The sequence below is a fragment of the Fortiea contorta PCC 7126 genome (assembly GCF_000332295.1).
Classification (GTDB): domain Bacteria; phylum Cyanobacteriota; class Cyanobacteriia; order Cyanobacteriales; family Nostocaceae; genus Fortiea; species Fortiea contorta.
The window spans coordinates 1,958,394-1,982,767 of record NZ_KB235930.1; the positions used below are offsets into that span (position 1 = coordinate 1,958,394).

The following is a 24,374-nucleotide window of genomic DNA, read 5'->3' on the forward strand; positions in this document are numbered from 1 at the left end:
CAATCAAGCTACTTGCTGGTTAAACTGCATTTGATTGATTAAGAGTCAAGTTCAATAATTGTTCAAAAATTAAAGATTTTGTGAAATAAAAAAAATCCTTTTATCAAAATTTCATAAAAAAGTAACGGTATCAATCTTTTATACAGATATCAGTGGTTCTTTGGTGTTAATATGCTTTGAAAAGCAAAAACAACAAAAAATTTACAATACAAACAGTTTTTCGCCCGAAAAATTCACTAAATACTAACAACAACCTTTATTATTGCTCGATGCCTGCCAATGACATCTATCTCAACGTGGAAAAAACGTAAAAACCTATTGTTAACGCTGGTTGCAATTAGCATCAGTCTCAGTACAACGCAAGCAAGCGTGGGACAAACAAACACAATCAACAACACAGCAAGCGGCACAGCGAGCGGCACACCAATCACCAACTCAAACACAGTCAGACTCACAGCCAACAGCGCCGCCCTAGAACTAATAAAAACCGGAGACAAAGCCGCAGCCGAACCAGGAGACAGCATAGTCTATCGGCTAGCAATCACCAACAAAGGGACAACAGCAGCCAGCAACCTAATCATCAACGACAGACTACCCCTAGGCATCAGACTCATCAACAAAACACTCACAGGCAGCATCAACAACAACAGCATCGCCCTCACAGCCAACAGCAACAGCCGCAGCATCAGCATCAGCCCAGTAGACAACAGCATCCAACTGCAACCAAACCAAACCCTAGTCATAGTCTACGCCGGAGAAATCACACCAGACGCCATCAGAGGCACAGGCACAAACCTAGCCATCGCCCAAGCCGGCAACCTCACAAGTAACCCCAGTAGCCACACCATCAGAATCAGACCAGGAATCCTCTCCGACTGCGGCACCCTCATCGGTAGAGTATTCATCGACAAAAACAACGACGGCGAACAACAAAACAACGAACCAGGCATCGGTAACGCCGTCATCTACATCGACGACGGCACCCGCATCATCACCGACAACAACGGACTCTACTCCCTCAGCAACGTCATCAGTGGCAATCGCACCGCCACACTAGACCTGACCAGCCTACCAGGATACGCCCTCGCACCCAACAAATACATCATCGAAAAAAATAGCCACACCAGACTAGCCAAACTCGCACCAGGAAGCATGGTGAGAATCAACTTCGGCGTCACACCAGCCTTTGGGGAACAAAAACGATGAACCACAACCAACAACAACCCACCCGGAACCAACCCTGGCCAATCCTCAGCCACAGCGCAGGCATCATCCCCACACTCATCACCCTCATCGCCCCCGCCTGGGGAAACCCCGCCCCCAACATCGCCCCGCAAATTAGTCCCATTCAAATAGACATCAGACCCCTACAAGACCCACGAGTAGTCGCCGACGGACGTTCCACCATCAAAATCAAAGGACAAATCACCGATAGTCAAGGTCAACCACTCAACCAAGACATCATCGTCACCCTCACCAGCAGCGCTGGTCAATTCATCGGAGCCGACCATAACCGGGACCAAAGCGGCTTTCAAATCCTGGTGAGCAACGGCGAATTCATCGCCACCCTCCGCACCGACATCAAACCCCAACAAGTACGCATCCGCGCCGCCATCGACCACATCCTCACCACCAGCGAGCTGACCCCCACAGAAATTACACCCATAGCCCCACAACAAGGGCAAATCGAAGCCTACACCCAAGTAGAATTCACCACCCATTTGCGACCCTCCCTCGCCACAGGCGTCATCAACCTCCGCCTCGGGCCCAGAGGTACAAACTACTGGGGTAGTTACCGCGACTTTCTCAACCCCGAAAAAATCGGCGGGACACAACTAGACTTCAGCGCCCAAGTCTTCGCCACCGGTGCAGTCGGCGAGTGGCGCTTCACCGGCGCATACAACAGCCAACGACCACTCAACCTTGATTGCGAAAACCGCAATCGTCTGTTTGGTGGTGTACAGTTTTGCGAACAACAATACCCAGTCTACGGCGACAGTTCCACATTCACATCCACCGCCCCTCCATCGATAGCGTCTATGCCAAGTTCGAGCGCACCTCACCAGTCCCTGGCGCCGAACCAGACTATGTGATGTGGGGCGACTACGACACCAACGAATTCAACCGCAGCTCCCAACTCTACACCGCCACCGCCCGTCAACTCCACGGCTTCAAAGCCAACTACAACTTTGGCAATTTGCAAGTTACAGGGTTGTACGCCAACAACATCGAAGGATTCCAACGAGATACCATCCTCCCCAACGGTACCAGCGGTAACTACTTCCTCTCCCGACGCTTGTTGGTAGGAGGAAGTGAAACAGTGTATGTGGAATCAGAAGAAATTAATCGTCCAGGGACAGTAGTCGCCAGAACTCAACTATTCCGGGGTGCAGATTACAACATTGATTATGACCGAGGGACATTGTTCTTCCGTCGTCCTTTACAAGCGACAGAACTCAATCCCTTCGGTAGCACCCTCGTCAGACGGATTGTTGTTACCTACCAAAATGAAGGAGCGCAGAATTCGCAACTTTATGGTGGGCGATTGCAATACAACCTATCTCCACAGCTAGAAAACAAATCATTTGTTGGTGCGTCTTATTTGTTAGAAGACCAAGGCGCTCAAGATTGGCGATTATTTGGTGCAGATTTCCATTTATCTTTGGGTAATGGCAGTCAAATTGTCGGTGAATATGCTCGCTCGCAAAACAATCTCGTCAATAGTGCGAGTGTGGATGGCGCCGCTTATCGTTTAGAGGCGATAGCTTCTTTGAGTCGGAGTTTGTCAGCAGGGGCTTACTATCGGGCGGTGGAGCCGAATTTTGCCAATAATGCCACTTTCAGTTTTGCACCGGGACAAACGCGCTATGGTGGGTCGTTGTTGGCAAAAGTGACGCCAACAACGGCGCTGCGAGCGGCGTACGATTTTGAGGAGAACTACGGTACACGGGCGACGGGGGTGACGGGATTTTTTGATTTGTTTGACCCCCAACCCCAAGGGCGACCGGGGGAACGGTTGAGTAATACTTTGCAGACTTGGCGGGCGGGGATTGTGCAACAGTTGGGGAATGCAGATGTGAGTGTGGAGTATGTCAACCGCCGCCGAGATGACCGGGTGAGTAATCGGTTGAGTGGGGAGGCGAGTCAGTTGGTGTCGCGGTTGAAGTTACCGTTGACTGATTCGTTGACGTTTCAGGGTTTGAATGAGTTGAATTTGGGTGGGAGTGACCCGCTGTATCCGAATCGTACGACTTTGGGGCTGGATTGGCAGGCGTACCCGGGGGTGAAGTTGCGTTTGGCACATCAATTTTTTGAGAATAGTAGTTTGGTACCGGGGAATTCGTTGACGACTGTGGAGACGATTTTGGAGCGGAAGTTGTGGGGGGAGACGAATTTGACGGGGCGGTATGCGCTGCTGTCGGCGGTGAATGGTTTGCAAGGTCAGGGGGCTGTGGGTTTGAATCACCGCTGGACGGTGGCGCCGGGTCTGCGGTTGGGTGTGGGGTATGAGTATGTGTTTAAGAATGTGTTTAATGGTACGGCGTCGGGGGCACAGTTTGAGCAATATTACGCAGTGGGACAGACGGCGGCGAGTTTGGGGCTATTTTCGGGGTCGGTGTATAGTTTGGGGCTGGAGTATACGGATAATCCAGGTTTTCAGGCGAGTACGCGTTTTGAGTATCGGGATGGGGCGGAGGGTCAGAATTTGGTGGTGAGTGCTTCGGCTCTGGGGAAGGTGACGCCGGCGCTGACGGCTTTGGTGCGGTTTCAACAGGCTGGGGCGGGGAATGTGTTTTTACCGTCTGGTGGTGTGGATGGGTCGGGGGTGCGGTTGCAATCTTTGGGTGATACGGCGAATCTCCGGGTGGGTTTGGCGTTTCGTGACCCGAGTAATGACCGTTTTAATGGTTTGTTGAAGTATGAGTGGCGTCAAAATTTTGATTCGATTCCCTCCGCTCAGTTGACGCCGACGACGGCGACTGGTCAGGTGTTGTCTTTGGAGGGGATTTATGCGCCTTCTTGGCGTTGGGAGTTTTATGGTAAGTATGCGCTGCGCAATGGGGTGACTTTTTTGAATGGGGAGCGGTTGGATGCGACGGTGAATTTGGCTCAGTTGCGGGCGGCTTACCGGTTGGGTTATCGCTCTGATTTGGCGGTTGAGGGTCGCTGGATTGGTCAGAATTCTAATTCTGGTACTGATTTTGATGAGTTGGGTTTGGCTGTGGAGTCTGGTTATTATTTGACTCCGGATTTGCGTTTGGCTGTGGGTTATAGTTTTGGCGGTGTTGATGACCGTGATTTTTCTGGTTATCGTTCTGCTGGTGGTTTTTATCTGAGTTTGAGTTTGAAGTTGAGTGAGCTTTTGGCTGGTTTTGGTCTGCAGCGTCCTTCTCCTTCTCAACAGCTTGAGTCTGAGCGGTCTGATGTTTCCCAAAATCGATTGATTAATGTTTTGCGACAATCTTTAGCGCGGAAGTAGTTTTGATGCTATCTGTCTAAACTTTAAAACCTGTCTAACATCAAATAAATAATGAAAAGACGTTTTAAATTTCCTCCCCAATTAACCCAGGATTTGATGCAGTCTAAATGCACTACTAAAAAGCATATTGTGCCACAGCAAAGTGAAATAGCTGATAAAATCTCACAATTGGGAAGGCGTTTGTCTTGTGGGGTGCTAGCTTTACCATTTGTAGTCAGTGGGTGGGGATACATACCAGAAGCTGCTCAAGCTCAAATCATTGATAGGGGTGGTAATGGTTGTCCTGCGGGTTCAAGACTGGGAAGGAGTAATTTCCTGATTAATGGTAATTTTGCTACTAATGCGGGAACGGGTGAAGGTGTTTATACTGTTTCTGGCCCTGTACCCGCTAGGCTCGGTTTTACTAGCGATTTGCCCTATCGAGGTGATGATGTTTATCCTGATGATGTGCCAACTACGGATGCTCCTAATAATCAGGGAGGAGGAGGGCTTTCTATCCAAACTGGGGCGATTGATTACTTTAGCATTTTGAGTGGACGACCTTTTCCGGGAGACCCGGCAAACAATGTACCACCTTCTAATACTTACCTTTACTCAAACCCTAATGCGTTGGCAACCAGTCCAACTGTGCCGAATTCTGCGATTGAGCCTGGTAATCCCAAAATTTGGGGACAGACAGTGACGGGATTACAACCAAATACAACTTATAACTTTATCGCTTATTTTTATAATCTTTTGCGGACTGACAATCCGAGCGTTGCTGATGCGGTACCACCAATTATAGTTTTGAGAATCACCTCTCCAGCTACTGGGAATTTTATTGCTGGTACACCTACTACAGTAGCGACAAAACAACAATGGATACCAGTGCAATTTGCTTTCACGACAGAGGCGAATGAAACGTCTGTAAATTTGGCGATTTTTGATCAAGCTAATAATATTTTTGGCGATGATTTTGGATTAACAGCGATCGCTCTTAACCAATGTATCCCCACAACGGAAATTTTCAAATCAGTCCGTCGCCTGCGGGACAACGATAACAATGGAGTTTTGAATGTCGGCGATGACTTGGAATACACTATCTTGGTACGGAACTCCAGCACCACTGAAAGTGTCACAGAGTTGGTCATCAGGGACGCCATCCCCGCACAGTTACAAGTTTTGCGAGATGGTTCTAACCCGATTCAATTTCCTTCAGGATTCTCTGCAGCAGCGAGTTTACCCACCAGCAGTTTTAATGGTAACGGTACTGGTAGCCCGATTACATTCACGAATCCGGGAACTTTGGCTGTTGGTCAAACAATCACGCTCAAGTATAACGCTCGCATCCTTCCAGGGGCTACTAGCCCTATCGCTAACCAAGCTCTAGCTAACTTTAGCGGTGATGGCGGTAGACCAATTTTATCTGATGCCAGTGACTCTACTAATCCTGGTCAACCCGGTTCGGGAAATAATCCTGGTAATCCTGATACCAACGGTAACGTCAATCAACCCAATAACAGCCCGAATGAGCCGACAATTGTCAACTTGGGTGGTGCTATCTCTACGGGTAATCGCTTGCGTCTAGTCAAACGGATAACATCTGCAACTAGAGGAGGAGTTCCCATCAGTGGCTTATCTTTCACTGGAGTTGAAGCTGATGCTGACGCCGATGCTATTAATCAAGCCAATCTCAGACCTGTGGGTTTGCGAGAAATTCCCGCAACGACGCCTTTACAAAGCGGCGATGATGTACAATACACGATTTATTTCCTTGGTGAACAGGCTTTAGAAAATTTCAATTTCTGCGATTTAATTCCTCAAGGAACAACCTACATACCCAGCAGTATTTCTATCGTCGGGGCTGGTACTGGTGCTGACCAAGGGAGATTTTTCTCGCCTCTAACGCCCTTGGAACAAATACCCGAAAACAGCGCCTGTCAAAATCGCAGCAACCCCAACGGTACAGTAATAGTCAAATTGGGTAATGTTCCTGGTGGGCGACCAGGTTCTGTTAGCTTCCGAGTGAAAATAAATTAATTGCTATCTATTAAAGTTCTGTAGCTGTATCTGGAGCGACAATCTCACCAGTACCCATTTCTAAAATCATGTCTTGGTCAGTAATTAATTCGCTAAGTTCTTTGACTTGTAAATTCATTTGCTCACAAGCTTTTTTGAGTTCTTGGGAGAATTTGTTCAGGTTGTCGCCATAACCACATTGATAAGCTGCGGTTTCAATTCCTTGCTTGGCATTTGCTCTAGCACAATCTACTAGTTCTGTGCCATACAATTGTGTTGGAGATGCCATAGATATAGTTTTAATTCTCTAAATGTTTGCTTTAGCTATATTATCAATTACTAATTATCTCCCTCTCTCTCTGATGGCAGATTCAGTGTGGAGAAATAGGGAGATAATTTTAAGTGAAAATTAAAAATTCAAAAAGGCGTAAATCAATCGCTCGCCGCAAAATGCTCAATAGCTAACTGTGCAAATTTCTTCATTTTTTCCCTGATGCTCCCACTGCTTTGTACTAGCCATTAATAACTTCGCCGCCGTTGGGATGTAACACTTGACCAGAGATATAAGAAGCATCATCGGAGGCTAAAAATACATAGGAAGGTGCGACTTCTTCCGGTTGTCCTGCTCTTTGCATGGGGACTTGTTTACCGAAAGTGGCAACTTTTTCTTCTGGGAAAGTAGAAGGAATTAAAGGTGTCCAAATCGGGCCCGGTGCAACTGCATTGACACGGATACCTTTTTCTATTAAATTTTGCGATAGGGCGCGTGTAAAGGCAACGATTGCACCTTTAGTCGAAGAATAATCAAGCAGTTGGGGACTACCTTTGTAAGCTGTTACTGAGGTAGTATTTATAATCGCACTACCTCCATGTAAGTGCTTTATTGCTGCTTTTGTCAAGTAAAACATTGAAAAGATATTAGTACGGAAAGTGCGCTCCAATTGTTCTTTACTGATATCCTCAATATTTTTTTGTGGATGTTGTTCAGCAGCGTTGTTCACCAGGATATCGAGTTTACCAAATTCTTTGACTGTTTGTTCTACAAGTTGTTGACAAAAGCTTTCATCGGTGATGTCACCTGGAATTATTAACGCTTGACGCCCATACTTTTCTACTAATTGTTTTGTTTCTTTAGCGTCTTCGTGTTCGTTGAGATAGCTAATAACTACATTTGCACCTTCTTTAGCAAAAGCTATCGCTACAGCCCGACCAATCCCACTATCTCCACCCGTAATTAATGCAACTTTATCTTTGAGTTTATCACTACCTCGATATTGAGCATCATCTGCTTTGGGTTTTGGTGTCATTTTTGATTCCACACCCGCCGGCTCTTGGTGCTGTGGTGGCTGTAATTGTGTTTCTGTCGGCATATAATTTTTCCTCGCATTCTGATAATTTTTCAAAAATAAACCTTGGGTCGAAAATTCAAACCAAGGTTTTATTTTTGCTTTGGCTCCCACTCGCCATTCGCAAGTTTAAACTGACTTTATTTCTATGGAAAAATTACGTACTAATTATTAGTAATTGTCCGTAGTTTTTACATATTTAGTGATAACTAATTCGGCATTTCTAGACTTAAAAATTGACCTTAATTAGTCAATCATGTGCTAAAGTTTAAATCGTTAACACAAACAGCTACTAAGAATTACGAATTAGTTTAGTTATTGCTCCCCACACCGGATACACGCTCTTAACCTAACCACGGAAAATAAGTACACAACTCTCTGTCGATGTAGGACTGCTCCCGTTCATCTGCTATCAAGTTAACTGTTATGTCTTGAAAGTTTATCGCTCTCTAGATGGAAACAAATTTCCGCGTCGATCAACCTTTAGAAGTAAATAAGTAGGTGATGGGGAATAGGTAGGGTGATGGAGGGAAAGGAAAAATTACAAATAACAAATTACAAATAATAAATGACAAATAACCAGTAACCAATTTAGGATAATAAACCAGTGTTGGGATCAATACAGAGCAGGGATTATGGCAACTTTGAATGATTCAGAATTAGAACAAATTGATAAATTTCGCCATCTACAATTAACTTTACGCGATCGCTGGAAAACTATCGAGCTGTTTGATGAAAGTGAAGCAGATATTCTCATTGTCCCTTCCTTAAGTATTGATCAGCGCGAACTCCAGAAGATAGAAGGTTGTGAACATTACGAAGAACGATTACTATTTTCATTGATGCGCTTACGCAATCCCCGCACTCGGCTGATTTATGTAACATCAATGCCGCTGCATCCAAGTATTATCGATTATTATCTGCAGCTATTACCAGGAATTCCCTTTTCCCATGCTCGTCATCGTTTGCTGCTACTATCCACCTACGATTCTGCTCTCAAACCGCTCAGTCAAAAGATTTTAGAACGTCCTCGGTTGTTAGAGCGAATTCGCCAAGCTTTGAGACTGGACAAAGCATTTATGGTGTGCTATAATTCCACCGCTTGGGAAGCAGAATTATCAGTAAAATTGGGTGTACCACTGTATGCAGCTGCACCAGATTTACAAATTTGGGGAACAAAAAGCGGTAGTCGGCAAATTTTTGCACAAAGTGAAGTACCACACCCAGATGGTAGCGCCAGGGTATGGAACATTGCAGATTTAGCAACGGTAGCTAGCGATTTGTGGGAACGCCAGCCGTGGTTACAAAGAATAGTGATCAAGCTGAATGAAGGGATTTCTGGTGAAGGAAACGCGCTGTTGGATTTAAGACAGATTACCAGTAGCGATCGCCCTGAAAAAACTCTCGCCATTAGCCATCGCTTCCCCACCATGCGCTTTCAAGCCACAAAAGAGACTTGGGAAAACTTTTCCGGACGCATATCTGAACTAGGTGCAATTGCAGAAGCTTTCGTGGAAGGAGAAAATAAGCGATCGCCCAGTGTCCAAGGACGAATTACACCCAATGGTGAGGTAGAAATCCTCTCCACCCACGACCAAATTTTAGGAGGGCCAGACGGTCAAATCTATTTAGGTTGTCGATTTCCTGCAGACGAACGCTATCGATTGCGATTGCAGCAATTGGGACTACAAGTTGGCAAAAAATTAGCCGAAAAAGGCGCATTAGAACGCTTCGGGGTCGATTTTATCGCCGTTGATCAAGGAAATGGAAACTGGGATATACAAGCGATCGAAATTAACCTGCGTAAAGGTGGTACTACCCATCCCTTCATGACCTTGAAATTATTAACCAACGGACGCTATGACCTTTCCACAGGATTATTTTACAGCCAGCAAGGGCGCCCCAAATACTACATTGCCACCGACAACCTGCAAAAAGACCGCTATCAAGGATTATTACCTAACGATTTAATGGATATCATCGCCCACCACAGACTGCACTTCGACAGCGGTACAGAGACAGGTACAGTGTTTCATTTGATGGGCTGTCTTTCCCAATTTGGCAAACTAGGATTGACTTGTATCGGTGATTCCCCGCAACAAGCAGATGACATTTATCACCAAGTGGTCAACGTCCTCGACGCAGAAACCCGCAACGGTAATCATGACTTCTCCTCCTGTTCCGATTATCCCTTTCCCACAACTTGGGATGGGTATTGAATGGGGAGGTGGGGCGATGGGGAGGTGGGGAGGTGGGGAGGTGGGGTGATGGGGATAAAGCTTGAGGCTTTGAACCTGAAGTGTGAGCCTTTGAACCTGAAGTGTGAGCCTTTGAACCTGAAGTGTGAGCCTTTGAACCTGAAGCGTCAGCCTTTGAACCTGAAGCGTCAGCCTTTGAACCTGAAGCGTCAGCCTTTGAACCTGAAGCGTCAGCCTTTGAACCTGAAGCGTCAGCCTTTGAGCCTGAAGCTTGAGCCTTTGAGCCTGAAGCGTCAGCCTTTGAGCCTGAAGCTTGAGCCTTTGAGCCTGAAGTTTGAGCCTTTGAACCTGAAGTGTCAGCCTTTGAACCTCAAAGTAAAATTTCAGAACTCAAAACATCCTGCTCAGAACCCAAAGCTTCCCACACCTCCCCACACTCCCCACCTCCCCACCTCCCCACCTCCCCACCTCCCCACACCTCCCCATCTCCCCACCTCCCCACACCCCCCCAGTCTCTATCTGCAAACGCTAAAATCAAGGCAGCCTTTGTACTGTAGCGGTTGTGTCCCCCATCATTCAGAGTGCGATTAACTGCATAAATCCTGACTGTAAACGTCCCTATCCTCAACCTTGGGGAAACAAATTTTGCAACAGCTGTGGCGCGCCGTTACAGTTGTTGAACCGCTATGTTCCACTCCAACCCTTGGGTGCGGGAGGGTTTGCCCAAATTTATACAGTTTGGGATACAAAAACCCAAGCCGAGAAAGTGTTGAAGGTGTTGGTAGCAGAAGCACCAAAAGCACTGGAATTATTTCAGCAAGAAGCAGCCGTTTTAAGTCGTCTGCGACATTCTGGTGTACCTCAAGTTGATGCTGATGGATATTTTCAACTGAATTTACCTAATCCCCAACGGCGTCAAATCCCTTGCTTGGTGATGGAAAAAATTGATGGGAAAACCCTCGAAGAAATCAGTAGAAAGTATCCGCAAGGATGTCCAGAAGATTTGGTGTTAAGCTGGTTTGCTCAAGCTGTGCAGATTTTGCAAGAGTTGCACAAGCGTCAAATTATCCACCGCGATATTAAACCTTCTAATTTAATGCTGCGGACTTCTTCTGTGGCTACATCCGTGCGTAGGGAAATTAACTCTGATCAACTGGTGCTAATTGATTTTGGTGGCGCCAAACAATTTAGTACCGCAATGGGGCGATCGCCATCGAGTTCAACTAGGTTATATTCTTCTGGTTATAGTCCACCGGAGCAAATTACCGGGGGTTATGTAGGGCCGACAGTTGATTTTTACGCCCTGGGGAGGACAATGATTGAGTTACTCACAGGTAAGTGTCCACCAGATTTAGAAGATCCGCAAACTGGAATGCTGCAATGGCGGCGCTGGGTAAATATTAATCCACAGTTTGCAGACTTGTTGGATGACATGACCCAAGAAGACGTGCGATCGCGTCCAGCAAACGCCACAATTATTCAAAAACGATTAGTCAAAATTGTCCGGGGAGCAACACCACCAGAGTTATTAACTTGGTTACAAAACTGGGTGAATCAAGCCGTTGTTCAATTGACACCCCTAGAGCAAGTTATTAAAAAAGCTCTATTGAAATTTAGCCAAGCTGCAGGTAGAACTAGCCTTTTAATTATTAAAGCGATCGCTAAATTTTTACTAGCCTGCCTAGCTACAATTTGGGCAATGATTTTAACTGGCATCAGTGCCAGTATCGGTACAATTGCGGGATTTATTTTAGCCTATAAAACTACCTTGGGGGTTCGCGTCGCCCACTTGCTCCTAGGTCAGCTACCTGATTTAATTCCCCAGACTGAACCGATGCTGGGAGCGGAAATTGTCATGTTTGCTGCCGCCGGTCTAGGTACTGCTTGGGGACTGACAATAGCGGGAGTTTTCGGTCAAAAAAGGCGGTTTCTTGTCGCCCCCATCATGGGTATCATTAGCTACTCTTTGGGTTGGCTCGCCTTACTCTTAACCACCACCAGAAACAGCAATGAAGGGTTAGTCATCTCGATTTTATTTGCTATTTTCCTCTTTGCCCTGAGCCTAGGTCTTCGCAGCCATCACATAGTCTATGCCATTATGGCTTCGTTGGGTACATCTGTAATTTTTGCTGCTTTAATTCGCTTAGAGTTGCTGCCAGTTATTTTTCAATTTTCCAGTCAACCTGAATGGATAGAATTATACTTGCCAGTAGCTTTCTTTGGTTTCGCGGGCATTCTACTGAGCTTTTGGCTAGGCATCAGTTATTACCTCATCGTCCCCGGATTGCGCCTCCTCGGTTGGCGTTAATGCAGCAAGCGGAAATTTTCTACGTAGTTTGATTTGCTTCTAACCAGTTGAGTAAATCTGTCATAGCCGTAAAATCCAACAAAGCCTCACCCAGCGCTTCTAATTGCTCTAGGTCAAGAGTTTGAATCCGCTGTTGAATCTCTTGTGGTAGCTCTCCTATCCGTCTTTGTAGTAGCCGTAACACCAGTCTTTGCTCACCGTGAAGTCTACCTTCTTGTCTACCTTCTTGTCTACCTTCTTGTCTACCTTCTTGTTTGCCTTCTTGTCTACCTTCCTGTCTACCTTCTTCCTTTCCTCGCTCGTAACCAATGCGCTCACCTGTGGTTATGTAGCTCATAGTCCGCTCCTGTTCAAACTGCTTAAACTCTTGCCAAAATTCTGTTTCTAGGGCTTTTGGTAAAATCATAACCCAATCGATAAATCGATACAGGTTACGAATATCTTTTTCTTGTAACCCTAATTCATACAATCGCCGAATTAAACTAAATTTCCATGTCTTACGTTCGGCAAACTTTTTAGTTGTTTGCTGCGTTTTTAAATGCGCCATCACCACAGTTGCAAATGGATTATCGCTGTTTTCTAATTCTGTCCAACGATATTGATAATCCAGCAACTTGACGATGCCAAATTCAAAGTTGAGTTTGGTATTCGGGTAATTATAACTATATTGATTTGGTCGCCATGAAGAATCAGCATCACATAAAATCGCTAAACTGATGACTGGTTTGGCAAATTTGTCAAAGATTCTCAAGTTATAAGAAAACATTCTTTGGGGAAAAGCTTCTTCGGGTGTGGCTTGAATTTCCACATGCATTAACAGCCAAATTTCTTCACCTTGCAGTTGCCAAACTTTCACCAATTTATCTGCATATCTTCTCCCAGTTTCTGCTTCGCGGGCGATTTGTTGAAATTCTTTATCCAGAAATTCGTGGGGACGTGACCAATCGATTAATGCTGCTGTTTCGGGGAAGAAAAATTGCATGGCTTGGGGAAAATAAGCTTCTAATATTTCCTTCCACGGTGAATCGTTATCTGCTCTTTCTAATTCCTCTGTCATCAGTTGATTGGTAGATGGTATAACTTTTTTAACCTACATTCTGCATGATATTGAACTTCACACATCGATAGATTTTCAAGAAGTGATGGTCGAAGAAGAACACTTAAACATACCAGTCTGTCACTAGGTCAAGTTCTGTTCAAATAAGAGCGTGTTCTACAAACTTGAATTAGTATTATTTGAACCAGATTGACAAAAAAACAGTTTGCCTTATCAGACAAACTGTAGAAAAAATATTTAACTGGGTAACTATCAGATTAGAACATGCCCATGCCGCCCATGCCACCCATACCGCCCATGCCACCCATACCGCCCATACCGCCCATGTCAGGGGCTGCTGCAGCGGCTTTCTTTTCAGGCTTTTCGACAACGAGGGCTTCGGTGGTTAAAACCAAACCTGCAATGGAAGCAGCATTTTGCAAAGCAGAGCGTACTACTTTAGCGGGATCAATAATACCCGCTGCAATTAAGTCTTCAAATTTGCCAGTAGCTGCATTGTAGCCCACACTCAAGTCGCTATCCTTGACTCTGGAGACAATAACTGCACCTTCAGCACCAGCATTATCAGCTATCTGACGTAAGGGAGCTTCCAGCGCTCGTCCAACGATGTCAGCCCCGATTTTTTCCTCGCTATCGTGGAGGCTGTTTTTAATCGCTTCTACCTTTTTAGCCAAGTGTATCAGGGTTGTGCCGCCGCCAGGAACGATGCCTTCTTCAACAGCCGCTTTAGTAGCGTTAAGGGCATCTTCAATTCGGAGTTTGCGGTCTTTGAGTTCAGTTTCGGTGGCTGCACCAACTTTAATCACAGCTACACCACCAGCGAGTTTGGCGATGCGTTCTTGCAGCTTTTCTTTATCGTAGTCGGAATCGGTGTCTTCTAACTGCTTGCGAATTTGAGCAATCCGCTTTTCGATTTCTGGCTGAGTTGAGGTGCCAGCTACAATGGTGGTGTTTTCTTTGTCAATGGTGATTTGGCGGGCAGTTCCTAAAGCTTCAATCGAAGCAGTATCCAAACTCAAGCCAATTTCTTCAGAAATTAACTGTCCATCGGTCAGGATAGCAATATCTTGCAACAAAGCTTTACGGCGATCGCCAAATCCAGGTGCTTTGATGGCTGCTACCGACAACACACCCCGCGCTTTGTTCACCACCAAAGTTGCCAGTGCGTCTCCTTCGACGTCTTCGGCGATAATCAGTAAAGATTGACCTAGACGGGCGACTTTTTCTAAAACAGGCACTAAATCTTGAATGCTGCTGATTTTTTTGTCAGTGATCAAGATGCGGGCATTTTCAAATTCCACCGTCTGCCGCTCGCTGTTGGTGATAAAGTAGGGAGAAATATAACCCCGGTCAATCTGCATCCCCTCTACCACTTCCAGTTCAGTTGTCAGGGACTTGGATTCTTCCACGGTAATTACACCGTCTTTGGTAACTCTCGCCATAGCGTCGGCTAGCATACTGCCCACTTCTTCATCATTACCAGCGGAGACTGTAGCGACCTGAGCGATCGCACTTCCTTCTACTGGCTTGGCGATTTTGGCAATCTCCTTTACCAAAGCTTCGGTAGTTTTGTCAATACCCCGTTTCAAACTCACAGGGTTGCTACCAGCGGCGACGTTTTTCAACCCTTCCCGAATCAACGCCTGTGCTAAAACTGTGGCGGTGGTGGTGCCATCTCCAGCCACATCTTTAGTTTTTGATGCCACTTCTTGGATGAGTCTTGCCCCTGTGTTTTCCAAAGGATCTTCTAATTCAATTTCTTTGGCAACGGTGATACCATCGTTGACTATCTGGGGTGCTCCATATTTTTTTTCTAACAGGACATTACGACCTTTGGGTCCCAAGGTGATTTTTACGGCATCAGCAAGGGCGTTAACACCCCGTTCTAGGGCCCGCCGCGATTCCTCATCAAATGCAATAATTTTCGCCATGTTTTATTTCTCAAGCGCTTCCATTAGACAATTTAGCACTCTTGTTCTGTGAGTGCTAACTCCCGTAGCTGTCCAGGTTACAAATGGAAATAAAAAAATTGATTAATATACAGTTGACACTCATGTTGAACATTGAAACTAATGGTTGAACTGGGAGATGAATTTTTTATACAACTCCCTTAAATCCCTAGGTATTGCTAACCCTAGCGGTTACGGCTGGTTAGCGGTAGTATTCACGTTCCTTTTGGCTTGGCTAGTAACGTGGCGTTTGATGCCCACAGTACGCAAATTTGCTTTGCGGGTCGGTTGGGCTGACCAACCAAACGCCCGACGACTCAACAAAGAACCTCTACCGAACGCGGGGGGGTTGGCTATCTACACGGGGGTGATTGCGGCTTTAGTCTTAGCCACCCTCTTACGACCCATAGAATTGCAACCTGTCTTAGTTCAGGTGCTAACTATTCTCCTGGGAGGCACGATATTAGTCCTTGTGGGCTTTATCGATGACCAATTTAGCTTACCTCCCTCGGTTCGCATGTTTACTCAAATTCTCACAGCCTTGCTGCTGGTGGCTAATGGTATTAGAATCGGTGTCACTTTTGGTACACCCATTGACCCTCTTCTTTCGATATTGCTCACAGTCTTTTGGGTAGTAGCTATTACCAACGCCGTTAATTTAATGGACGGTATGGATGGCTTGGCGGGCGGAATTAGTTTTATCACGGCTATGAGTCTATTAGCTGTTTCTGCCCAAATTCCCAATCGAGCTGCTGCCACATTGGTTCTAGCAGCCTTGGGAGGAGCAGCCCTGGGCTTTCTGCGCCACAACTTCTACCCTTCCAGAATTATTATGGGCGATGCTGGTGCTTACTTTTTTGGTTATGTGCTGGCGGCGACAAGTATTTTAGGTAAGCTGCAAGTAACTACAGTATTTTCCCTAGTTCCAACTGTTTTATTTTTACTGCTGCCAGTGCTAGATACTACGCAAGTGGTCGTCCGGCGACTGATGGCAGGTAAAAACCCCATGAGTACCCCTGGTAAAGACCACCTGCATCACCGCTTGCTAGCTTGGGGATTCTCTCAGCGCCATGCGGCATTCACCCTGTGGACAATTACTTTAATTTTTAACTTGCTGGCAATGAGAATCCAAGGCATGACATTGATAGTCATGCTCGCTACCACCTTGAGCATTATCATGTTTTTAGGCTTTACTATCTGGCAAAGGCTCAGAGCAGTTTGATCAAGGATTGGAAGATGGGGAGTTGTGGAGTTGGGGAGAAAAATAATTTATGCTTACGCTTTTGATCTTCTACTTCTTCCCACACCTCCCACACCTCCCACACTCCCCACACTCCCCACACCTCCCACACCTCCCCACCTTGTGCACTCACGCCATCACCATCCCACCATCAACATTGAACACTTGTCCAGTAATATAAGCAGCGGCGGGATCAGCGGCCAGGAAGCGCACCATACCCGCAATTTCCTCTGGTTGTCCATAACGTCCGAGGGGAATGTATTTCAATATCTCTTCGGTGTTGCTGAGATTACTGGTCATATCGGTGCTGATAAAACCGGGAGCGACGGCGTTGACGGTGATCCCACGGGAAGCAAGCTCTTTAGCCACAGTTTTCGTGAACCCAATGACTCCAGCTTTGGCGGCGCTATAGTTCGCTTGACCAGGATTGCCCATTTGTCCAGCTACCGAGGCGATGTTGATAATGCGTCCAGAACGCTGCTTGAGCATAATTTTACTGGCGGCTCGTGTACATAAAAAGACACCAGTTAAATTTAAATCAATAACGGCTTGCCAGTCTTCCGGCTTCATTCGCAACAATAGTGTGTCGCGGGTGATACCTGCGTTATTGACTAAAATATCAACACGTTTAAATTTGTCGATCACGGTGTTAAACAGTGCATCCACCTGCTCTGCCTGAGAGACATCAGCTTGTATAGCGATCGCTTCTCCTCCCGCCCCGCTAATCTCTGCAACTAAACTGTCAGCCGCTCCGCTGGAGCTAGCATAATTGACAACCACACTGGCTCCGTACTGAGATAATTCTAAAGCGATCGCTCGCCCAATTCCCCGTGACGCACCAGTAACAATCGCTACTTTTTCTTGCAAGTTTGGCAAATTTTCACTCAAAACAGCCATGAATTATTCCTCATCATTTTGCATCACCGCGCTAATGATCTTATGGTGATTTGTACCCACAGCTTCTGGAATTTGAGATTTTTGCAACCAATTAATATCTACATCTTGGGTCTGAAAAGCGAAATTACCCAACCATAAAAATAAAATGATGTTACACAGATTCCATTTGCCACGCATTACTATTGAAAACGAAGAATAAAAGGGCGGTGTGTGTCATATGGCTACTAAAAAACAATTCAACAGCTTTGAAGAAATGCTGTCTGGCTCTGATGTCCCCGTATTAGTAGATTTTTATGCTGACTGGTGTGGCCCCTGTCAAATGATGGTGCCCATTTTAGAGCAAGTCAATGCTCAACTCAAGGATCGTCTACGCATTGTCAAAATTGACACAGAAAAATATACAGAATTAGCAACTCAATATCAGATATACGCTCTACCAACTTTAGTGCTGTTCAAAGAAGGTCAACCAGTAGAGCGAATTGAAGGAGTGATGCAAGCACCTCAGTTAGTAGCACATCTACAAAATTTCATTTAAGGAGCATATCAACTCAAGGCTCAAAAGCTCCACCACCACCTGTCAAAGTGTGAGCGGAGCTTTTGAGCCTTTGATTAGTTTATACAGGGCACACAACATTTTCGCTACGCGTGTACTTCCCTATGAGTCTTTTTTGTCTAGTTCACGGTGCTTTCCAAGGGACTTGGTGTTGGGATTTACTAATTCCCTACTTAGAAGCCCAAGGTCACAAAATCATAACAATGGATTTGCCAATTGAAAATCCATCTGCCACTTTGTCTCAATTTGCAGATGTGGTAATTCAAGCGCTACCAAAAACTGATGATGATATTATCCTAGTTGGTCACTCGATGGCTGGTACGATAATTCCCCTAGTTGCAGAAGCAGTAAAAGTTCGTCAACTGGTGTTTGTGGGTGCGCTCATCCCGTCTCCTGGAATCAGTACACTCGACCAATTTGCTCATCGTCTAGATTCTCACACGCTTAAATCTTTCAATTATCAGCCAAAAGACCCAAGTCAACTGGAACAGTTCTACAATGAGCCTGATATGTACGAACCTGCTTCCGTAGGGCAAGATTTTTCCACCGCAGCAGTTTTAATGAATTTTTTCTTTCACGATTGTCAACCGGATATCGCACAGTGGGCAATCTCAAAAAGTCGTTCGCAACAATCTATGGCATATATGTTGGCGACGAATCCTCTCAAAGCTTTGCCAAAGGTTGAGTATAAATATATTGTTTGTAGCAATGACAGAATTATATCTCCTACATGGTCACGCTACGCTGCACGCCAGCGCCTAGGAGTTGATGCCATTGAGTTGGCTTGTGGACATTGCCCACATCTGGCTTGTCCTGAGCTTCTGGCTTTAGCATTAACTGGGGATTAATTTTTTCAGCAGTATCAAAATCCAAAAATTAATCATGGGTTATCTAAAACTTGTGTAGAGACGTCAAATTTGATGTTTCTACATTGTTCCCTACCGACATACCATTTACCTGAAAAATACTGTATGTCTATTTGTTTACATTATAGACATGATTAAAAATTAATTTTTGTCAACCGTCATATTGACGATATATTAAGTGAAATACTACTACTTAACACTCAGTACTTACGTCGAAATCAGGATGTAGGAACTAGCTTTTTTGATGTTAAATGTTGATTGTGCGTAGATTCGTTGACTTAACACCGAAAAATCGCTTATTTATGGTGGTGCAATATGCACTGAGGAGTGAATGTGAATACTATTTTCCTACGTCAAGGTAATTTTTTGTTGTCTGGTTTAACAACTTTAGCAGTTTTCAGCGGTAGCCTATCTGCTGTTGCCCAAACTGCTGAACAAGCTAATCTAGCTAACTCGACAAACTTGCAGCAGTTCCCAAATGCGGCTACACAAGAAACTGCTAGTCGCATACTGACACCAATTCCAGGCACAGCGGCGACCACTTCCACCGCACTTGCAGCCAATTACTCACAGCAAACTGCGGAGCAAACCACCGCTCAGATATCTACTCCCAAAGTAGCGCAAGCTGATATCGAACCGGGTAGACCCACTCGTGGTGGCAGAAGCTACCTTGGTATCGCTGGTAACATTGGTTTGAGTGGTAGCGATTCGGCTTTGGGCGATGGTAATTTTGCGGTAATTAGCAAAGTGGGACTGACTAACAATATCTCTCTCCGACCGTCAGCGGTGCTGGGAGACAATACTGTGATTCTCGCACCCCTCGCTTATGACTTTTCCATACAACAAGTGGCAGACCCGTTCAGCGAACCGTTACCCATTGCACCTTACATCGGCGCAGGTGCAGCTTTCAAAACTGGGAATAATTCAGATGTGGCGCTGCTATTATCTGGTGGTATCGATGTGCCCTTGAGTTCTCGATTTACCGCCACTGCTGCGGTGAATGCTGCATTTTTCAACAAAACTGATGTCGGTTTGTTGATTGGTGTGGGTTATAACTTCGGTAGTTATTAAAAATTAGGGGCTAGGAAATTGGGAATTGATATTTTCCTATTCCCTAGCTCCAGTTCCCTAAGATTTATTTGGGATTAACTTTGTCAATTACTTTGAGTTTGCCATCTTCGCCAACTGTCCAGACATCGTAGACACCGACGACATCGCCATTAGCATCAATATCTACGTTACCGCTGGCGCCTTGGTAGTTAATGGTTTTGCCTTCTTTGAGTAGCTTTAATCCTTCACAAACATCAGTTACTTGGGTGGAGTCTACACCGACGCCATTAGCAACTTCGCGGATTTTGCTAGCTATACCAACGCCTGTGTTTTCTTTGGCGGCTTGTGCTGCTAATACTAACAAGGCTGCAGCATCCCAAGTTTGAGGGACATATTCCCCTGGTACACCGCCTTTTTTTTCTTGCCAGAGTTTTTTTAAGTCTTCTAGGGCTTTTCCATCAGAACCGGGTACGGTACCAATTGCGCCAGCTAAAAGAAATTTGCCATCAGCGCTTTTTCCTACTTGTTCTGGGAAGGTATCTGCTTTCACGCCGTCTGTGAGGAGAATTTGCACGCCTTGAGTTAAGCCTTGTTGGTAGGCTGCTTTGAGGAATAGACTACCTGTTTCTGCATACAACACAGCTAATACTGCGTCTGGTTTACCAGCAAAGGCGGCTGCAGCTTCTGTATCAAAGGTTTGAGCTTTGGGGTCGTAGCGGACTGGCTTACCTTTGTTAACTACGGTACCGCCTAATTTCTCGAATGTCTCAACAAATGCTTTTTCAAAACCCACGCCGTAGTCGTTGTTAATGACGACGGTAGAAACTCGCTTGAAGCCTTTTTTATTGGCAAGTTGGGCTAAGGCTAGGGCTTGGTAGGTATCTGGGGGAGCAGTCCGGGCCCAAAAGTTTTGAAAGTCGCCTTTTTTCGCTTTTTCAGTAAACACGGGGCTGGTGCTACCGGGGGAAACGAGCATGACTTTATTGGGTGCTGCAATGGAGATGGCTGCGCTGGAGACGCTGCTAGCAAAGGAACCAACGACACCAGCAACTTTATCTACAGTTGCTAATTTGGTAATGCCGGCGGCGCCTGCTTTGGGGTCGGTTTGGTCGTCTACTTCTACTAAGGTTACGGGTTCACCATTAACGCCGCCGCAAGCGTTGACGCTATTTACAAGCAGGGGAACTGCACCTACCATCTGCTGACCGATGGAAGCTAAGTCACCGGTTGTGGGTAACAGAGTGCCAATTTTTAATCCTTGACCGCTACCGCCTGTGGTGGTTGAGTTGGCGGCTGGGGTGGCGGTGGTTCCAGTTGTCGATGTGTTATTGGTCGGGACGGTTTCGCAAGCGCCCAAAAGAAAGCCTGTGGCTAGGGTAGCCAAACTTAAGGCTAAGGCGGTACTAATTCTTGGCATAATTTACTTTCACTCCTCGTGATGTTCGGGAGCCTGAAAGTAAGACTCAATCTGGGTTTTCAGGTTAGCTTCATCTTAACAGGCTCCGAATGATAAATAATATCACTCCTACATGAATACCTGCCAGGATGTAAAAATAACTATACTTTGCCTGTTTTAAATACTTGAAAACGGAGAGGGAGGGATTCGAACCCTCGGTACGGAGTTGCCTGCCGTACAACAGATTAGCAATCTGCCGCTTTCGACCACTCAGCCACCTCTCCACGGTCACGAATATGAACAATAGCAGATTTAATTGGAAGAGTCAAGGGTCAAAAGTCCAAATTTCGACTTTTAACTCTTGACTACTCGATTACAGAACTTGCGATCGCATCCAAGCAAAAGGCAAGGTGCGTAGTTTTTGCCACTGGGGGACGTAGGCACGCTGACTGAACACGTCATAATCATTGCGTTCAATCACATCTAAGATTTTTCCATAGAGCATGGATGCTGTCCAAACGGGCCAGCGGGCGTCTGGTGCAAGGTAAGTAATCCCCTTTTCTGCTTTTGTATAAAATTGGTGTGCGCGTTCTATTTGAAAGCGCATGAGCGATCGCCAGCGATCGTCTACTACACCTTTAAAGAAGTCTTGCTCGGTATAATTAAATTTTGCTAAGTCTTCTAAAGGAATGTAGATGCGCCCGCGTCTGGCATCTTCGCCAACATCCCGGAGGATATTGTTAAGTTGCATGGCAATTCCGAGGGCGATCGCTTCTTCGGTGGGTATGTATGGTTGTTTGTTTTGATGCCACGGAGCCGTATTTACGGTGTTATCTATGCCCATCACGGCTGTTGACATTAAACCGACGGTACCAGCGACACGATAACAGTAGAGGTATAACTCCTCAAAGGTTTCATAGCGACTACGATATAAGTCCATCCGCTGACCGGCGATCATATCCCGAAAGGGCTGAATGTCTATCGGATAGCTTTGCAGGGCGTCAACTAGAGCTACATCGAAATTTTCACAGGGGTTGCCGGCAAAAATAGATTCTAGCTGCTGCTCCCATAGGTCTAGGGTTTCTGGCGTAGTCAGAGCAGATGCAGGACCATCTACCAACTCATCTGTACGGCGACACCAAGCATAGATTGCCCAAATAGCTCGGCGCTTTACTTGGTTCATCAACAAAGTGCCGAGATAGAAAGTTTTGGCATACTTTTGTGTAAGATGCCGACAGAGTTGATAGGACTCGTCCACAGAGACCAGCGTTTTCATGCGCGGGGGTGACTTAGGCAGTTGCAGCATTCGTTGCGGGCGATCGGGATAGCGTTTGCTTGTTGGGGGCATTAGCCACCGGGAGTGCTTCTCTTATCGCCTGCGCTGTCAGCTTACCAGAAAGTACGGCACCTTCCATACTGGCTAAGTAGCGTTGCATGGTGTAATCCCCGGTTAAATAAAAGTTACTGATGGGTGTAACTTGGGAGGGGCGGTGCTGTTGACGACCAGGAGTCGCTTTGTAAACTGAACGCGGCGTTTTCACCACATGATATTTCAATAATGTTGCTGGATTTTCTCCGCCAAAATGGTCGGGGAAGAGTTTTTCTAATTCGGCGATTGTTGCGGTCACAATTTCTGCATCAGATTTTGTGATCCAATCTTTCGCTGGCGCTAGAACTAATTCCAGCATTGAACGATCAGGGTTAGCGTATCCACGGCAGGTGTTGCTCATATCAGCATAAACGCTGAGGAGGGGCGATCGCGAAAATAGTAAGTGGTCAATTTGTGTGAGTTTGCGATCAAACCACAAATGTAAGTTAATCACTGGCACGCCTTCTAAACCTTCTAGCTTCTGGAAGAATTCCATTTGTTGCCAAGGTTTTGGTAGTATCACTTTCAGCGGATCAACTGGCATGGCAGAGACATACAAATCAGCTGTAAATATTTCGTCTTCTGCGCCATCTAAGCCCCTGAGCAAAAATCCTTGAACTGTACCATCGGCGTTGAGCAAAATTTCTTTCAAGGGGGCGTTGAGTCTGACTTCGCCACCGCGTTCGGTGATGTAATCTACTATCGGTTGACACAGCCGCTCGGTTGGGGAACCATCCAAAAAGGCCATGGTCGAGCCTTTTTTTTCTTGGAGAAAACGATTAAGGGCTGTGAGGAGAATTGTCGCAGAAATTTCATCTGGGCCGATGAAGTTGAGTGATTTGCACATGGCAATAAAAACTTCATCGTTGACCCGTTCAGGAATATTTTGTTGACGCAGCCACTCTGTCCAGGAGTATTTGTCCATTTCTTCAACGTATTTTTGCCCCTGAATCATTGCGGGAATCAGTCCTAGCCCAAATTTAATTTTTTCAGGCCAGGTGAGCATGTCGTTGTTTCGCAGAATGGCGACAACTCCGTTTAAGGGAGCCGGCAAATCTGGAAAATCAAAGCGGCTGTATGTTCCTGGTGCTTCCGGCTGATTGAAAATCATGCTGTGTTCTTTCCACTGCAAACGATCTTCAATGTCTAGTTCTTTGAATAGCTGCAACATGTTGGGGTAAGCCCCAAAAAAAATGTGCAGACCTGTTTCGTACCAGTCTCCGTCCGCGTCTTGCCACGCTGCCACTTTGCCACCCAGTACGTCTCGGCGTTCCAAGACGATAGGGGTGTGACCGGCGTCTGTGAGATATTTCGCGCAGGAAAGTCCTGCTAGGCCCGCTCCCGCGATCGCTACTCGCATTTAACCCTACTATTCTTCAATATTTCTTCATCGTTTTGTCGTTCTCATTATACGTTGCAATCTGTTACATTTATCGCTCTTTGTGCGATCGCTTCTCCAAAAACTTCTTTAAGTCGGAATTTTGCACAATTAATATCTCAAATACCCAACAGCTAACTCAAAAACTTGCTGCTTCTCAATCAACACAGGGGGCGATGCCCCTATTTACGGGATGCGTCACAAGGGTAGTACGCTACGCAGATAGCAACTGATCAATCTCTACTGGTGATGAATACATCCCATCGCCCATGCCAAATATTATTGCTGA

At 45.9% G+C, this 24,374-nt stretch carries 19 protein-coding genes and 1 tRNA gene; 10 read left to right on the plus strand and 10 right to left on the minus strand.

What is annotated here, in order from left to right:
• Nucleotides 1–279 precede the first annotated feature (279 nt).
• From MIC7126_RS0109250 to MIC7126_RS31900, 3 genes are all read left to right on the plus strand, one after another.
• Nucleotides 280–1,206: a DUF11 domain-containing protein gene (locus tag MIC7126_RS0109250; protein ID WP_026100138.1), complete on the plus strand. Its 927-nt coding sequence runs from the start codon at nucleotides 280–282 to the stop codon at nucleotides 1,204–1,206.
• Between the two features lie 760 nt (nucleotides 1,207–1,966).
• Nucleotides 1,967–4,480 carry a hypothetical protein gene (locus MIC7126_RS27310; protein WP_420795554.1) on the plus strand — a complete coding sequence of 838 codons (2,514 nt, stop codon included), beginning with the start codon at nucleotides 1,967–1,969 and terminating at the stop codon, nucleotides 4,478–4,480.
• 129 nt (nucleotides 4,481–4,609) lie between these two features.
• Nucleotides 4,610–6,499, plus strand: coding sequence for a hypothetical protein (locus MIC7126_RS31900; RefSeq protein ID WP_238553629.1), 1,890 nt, complete (start codon nucleotides 4,610–4,612; stop codon nucleotides 6,497–6,499).
• A 10-nt stretch (nucleotides 6,500–6,509) separates the two neighbouring features.
• Here the strand turns inward: MIC7126_RS31900 and MIC7126_RS0109270 are convergent, their stop codons facing one another.
• Nucleotides 6,510–6,767 (minus strand): hypothetical protein, encoded by a 258-nt coding sequence (locus MIC7126_RS0109270; protein ID WP_017652860.1) that lies wholly within the window; start codon nucleotides 6,765–6,767, stop codon nucleotides 6,510–6,512.
• Between the two features lie 223 nt (nucleotides 6,768–6,990).
• A complete protein-coding gene (locus MIC7126_RS0109275) occupies nucleotides 6,991–7,848 on the minus strand; it encodes an SDR family oxidoreductase (protein WP_026100139.1) in 858 nt (285 codons plus the stop codon).
• Between the two features lie 611 nt (nucleotides 7,849–8,459).
• Between MIC7126_RS0109275 and MIC7126_RS30985 the strand changes: the two genes are divergently transcribed.
• Genes MIC7126_RS30985 through MIC7126_RS0109290 form a run of 3 tightly spaced genes read left to right on the plus strand, consistent with a single transcriptional unit; the run spans nucleotide 8,460 to nucleotide 12,330 of the window.
• Entirely contained in the window at nucleotides 8,460–10,043 is a 1,584-nt protein-coding gene (locus tag MIC7126_RS30985) for a peptide ligase PGM1-related protein (protein ID WP_017652862.1), read from the plus strand.
• Entirely contained in the window at nucleotides 10,044–10,613 is a 570-nt protein-coding gene (locus tag MIC7126_RS31905; RefSeq protein WP_238553630.1) for a hypothetical protein, read from the plus strand.
• Nucleotides 10,585–12,330 carry a serine/threonine protein kinase gene (locus tag MIC7126_RS0109290; RefSeq protein WP_026100140.1) on the plus strand — a complete coding sequence of 582 codons (1,746 nt, stop codon included), beginning with the start codon at nucleotides 10,585–10,587 and terminating at the stop codon, nucleotides 12,328–12,330. Before MIC7126_RS31905 ends, MIC7126_RS0109290 begins: the two co-directional genes overlap by 29 nt.
• A 19-nt stretch (nucleotides 12,331–12,349) precedes the next feature.
• On the opposite strand, the gene MIC7126_RS0109295 is transcribed toward MIC7126_RS0109290, so the two are convergent.
• Nucleotides 12,350–13,387, minus strand: a complete 1,038-nt coding sequence (locus tag MIC7126_RS0109295; RefSeq protein ID WP_017652865.1) for a DUF4351 domain-containing protein — start codon at nucleotides 13,385–13,387, stop codon at nucleotides 12,350–12,352.
• Between the two features lie 257 nt (nucleotides 13,388–13,644).
• Complete coding sequence (groL, locus tag MIC7126_RS0109300) at nucleotides 13,645–15,318, minus strand: chaperonin GroEL (protein WP_017652866.1); 1,674 nt, start codon at nucleotides 15,316–15,318, stop codon at nucleotides 13,645–13,647.
• Nucleotides 15,319–15,475: 157 nt separating this feature from the next.
• On the opposite strand from groL, the gene MIC7126_RS0109305 reads away from it, so the two are divergent.
• Nucleotides 15,476–16,558, plus strand: a complete 1,083-nt coding sequence (locus MIC7126_RS0109305) for an MraY family glycosyltransferase (RefSeq protein WP_017652867.1) — start codon at nucleotides 15,476–15,478, stop codon at nucleotides 16,556–16,558.
• On the opposite strand, the gene MIC7126_RS31225 is transcribed toward MIC7126_RS0109305, so the two are convergent.
• Both MIC7126_RS31225 and fabG read right to left on the minus strand, forming a co-directional pair.
• On the minus strand, nucleotides 16,545–16,709 hold the full coding sequence (locus tag MIC7126_RS31225; protein WP_017652868.1) for a hypothetical protein: 165 nt from the start codon (nucleotides 16,707–16,709) through the stop codon (nucleotides 16,545–16,547). The two genes, MIC7126_RS0109305 and MIC7126_RS31225, sit on opposite strands and share 14 nt — an antisense overlap.
• Nucleotides 16,706–17,473, minus strand: coding sequence for a 3-oxoacyl-[acyl-carrier-protein] reductase (gene fabG, locus MIC7126_RS0109315; RefSeq protein ID WP_017652869.1), 768 nt, complete (start codon nucleotides 17,471–17,473; stop codon nucleotides 16,706–16,708). The genes MIC7126_RS31225 and fabG overlap by 4 nt, the downstream gene beginning before the upstream one ends.
• Nucleotides 17,474–17,690: 217 nt before the next feature.
• Here fabG and trxA point away from each other — a divergent pair, with 217 nt between their 5' ends.
• From trxA to MIC7126_RS0109335, 3 genes are all read left to right on the plus strand, one after another.
• Nucleotides 17,691–18,008, plus strand: coding sequence for a thioredoxin (gene trxA, locus MIC7126_RS0109325; protein ID WP_017652871.1), 318 nt, complete (start codon nucleotides 17,691–17,693; stop codon nucleotides 18,006–18,008).
• A gap of 122 nt (nucleotides 18,009–18,130) precedes the next feature.
• Nucleotides 18,131–18,874 carry an alpha/beta hydrolase gene (locus tag MIC7126_RS0109330; protein ID WP_017652872.1) on the plus strand — a complete coding sequence of 248 codons (744 nt, stop codon included), beginning with the start codon at nucleotides 18,131–18,133 and terminating at the stop codon, nucleotides 18,872–18,874.
• Between the two features lie 351 nt (nucleotides 18,875–19,225).
• On the plus strand, nucleotides 19,226–19,963 hold the full coding sequence (locus MIC7126_RS0109335) for a hypothetical protein (protein ID WP_017652873.1): 738 nt from the start codon (nucleotides 19,226–19,228) through the stop codon (nucleotides 19,961–19,963).
• A gap of 64 nt (nucleotides 19,964–20,027) precedes the next feature.
• Here the strand turns inward: MIC7126_RS0109335 and MIC7126_RS0109340 are convergent, their stop codons facing one another.
• From MIC7126_RS0109340 to pds, 4 genes are all read right to left on the minus strand, one after another.
• Complete coding sequence (locus MIC7126_RS0109340; protein WP_017652874.1) at nucleotides 20,028–21,359, minus strand: ABC transporter substrate-binding protein; 1,332 nt, start codon at nucleotides 21,357–21,359, stop codon at nucleotides 20,028–20,030.
• Between the two features lie 171 nt (nucleotides 21,360–21,530).
• A tRNA-Ser gene (locus tag MIC7126_RS0109345) sits at nucleotides 21,531–21,622 on the minus strand.
• Between the two features lie 89 nt (nucleotides 21,623–21,711).
• Nucleotides 21,712–22,644, minus strand: coding sequence for a 15-cis-phytoene synthase CrtB (gene crtB, locus MIC7126_RS0109350; RefSeq protein ID WP_017652875.1), 933 nt, complete (start codon nucleotides 22,642–22,644; stop codon nucleotides 21,712–21,714).
• Nucleotides 22,628–24,067 (minus strand): 15-cis-phytoene desaturase, encoded by a 1,440-nt coding sequence (gene pds / locus MIC7126_RS0109355; RefSeq protein ID WP_017652876.1) that lies wholly within the window; start codon nucleotides 24,065–24,067, stop codon nucleotides 22,628–22,630. Before pds ends, crtB begins: the two co-directional genes overlap by 17 nt.
• Between the last annotated feature and the right edge of the window lie 307 nt (nucleotides 24,068–24,374).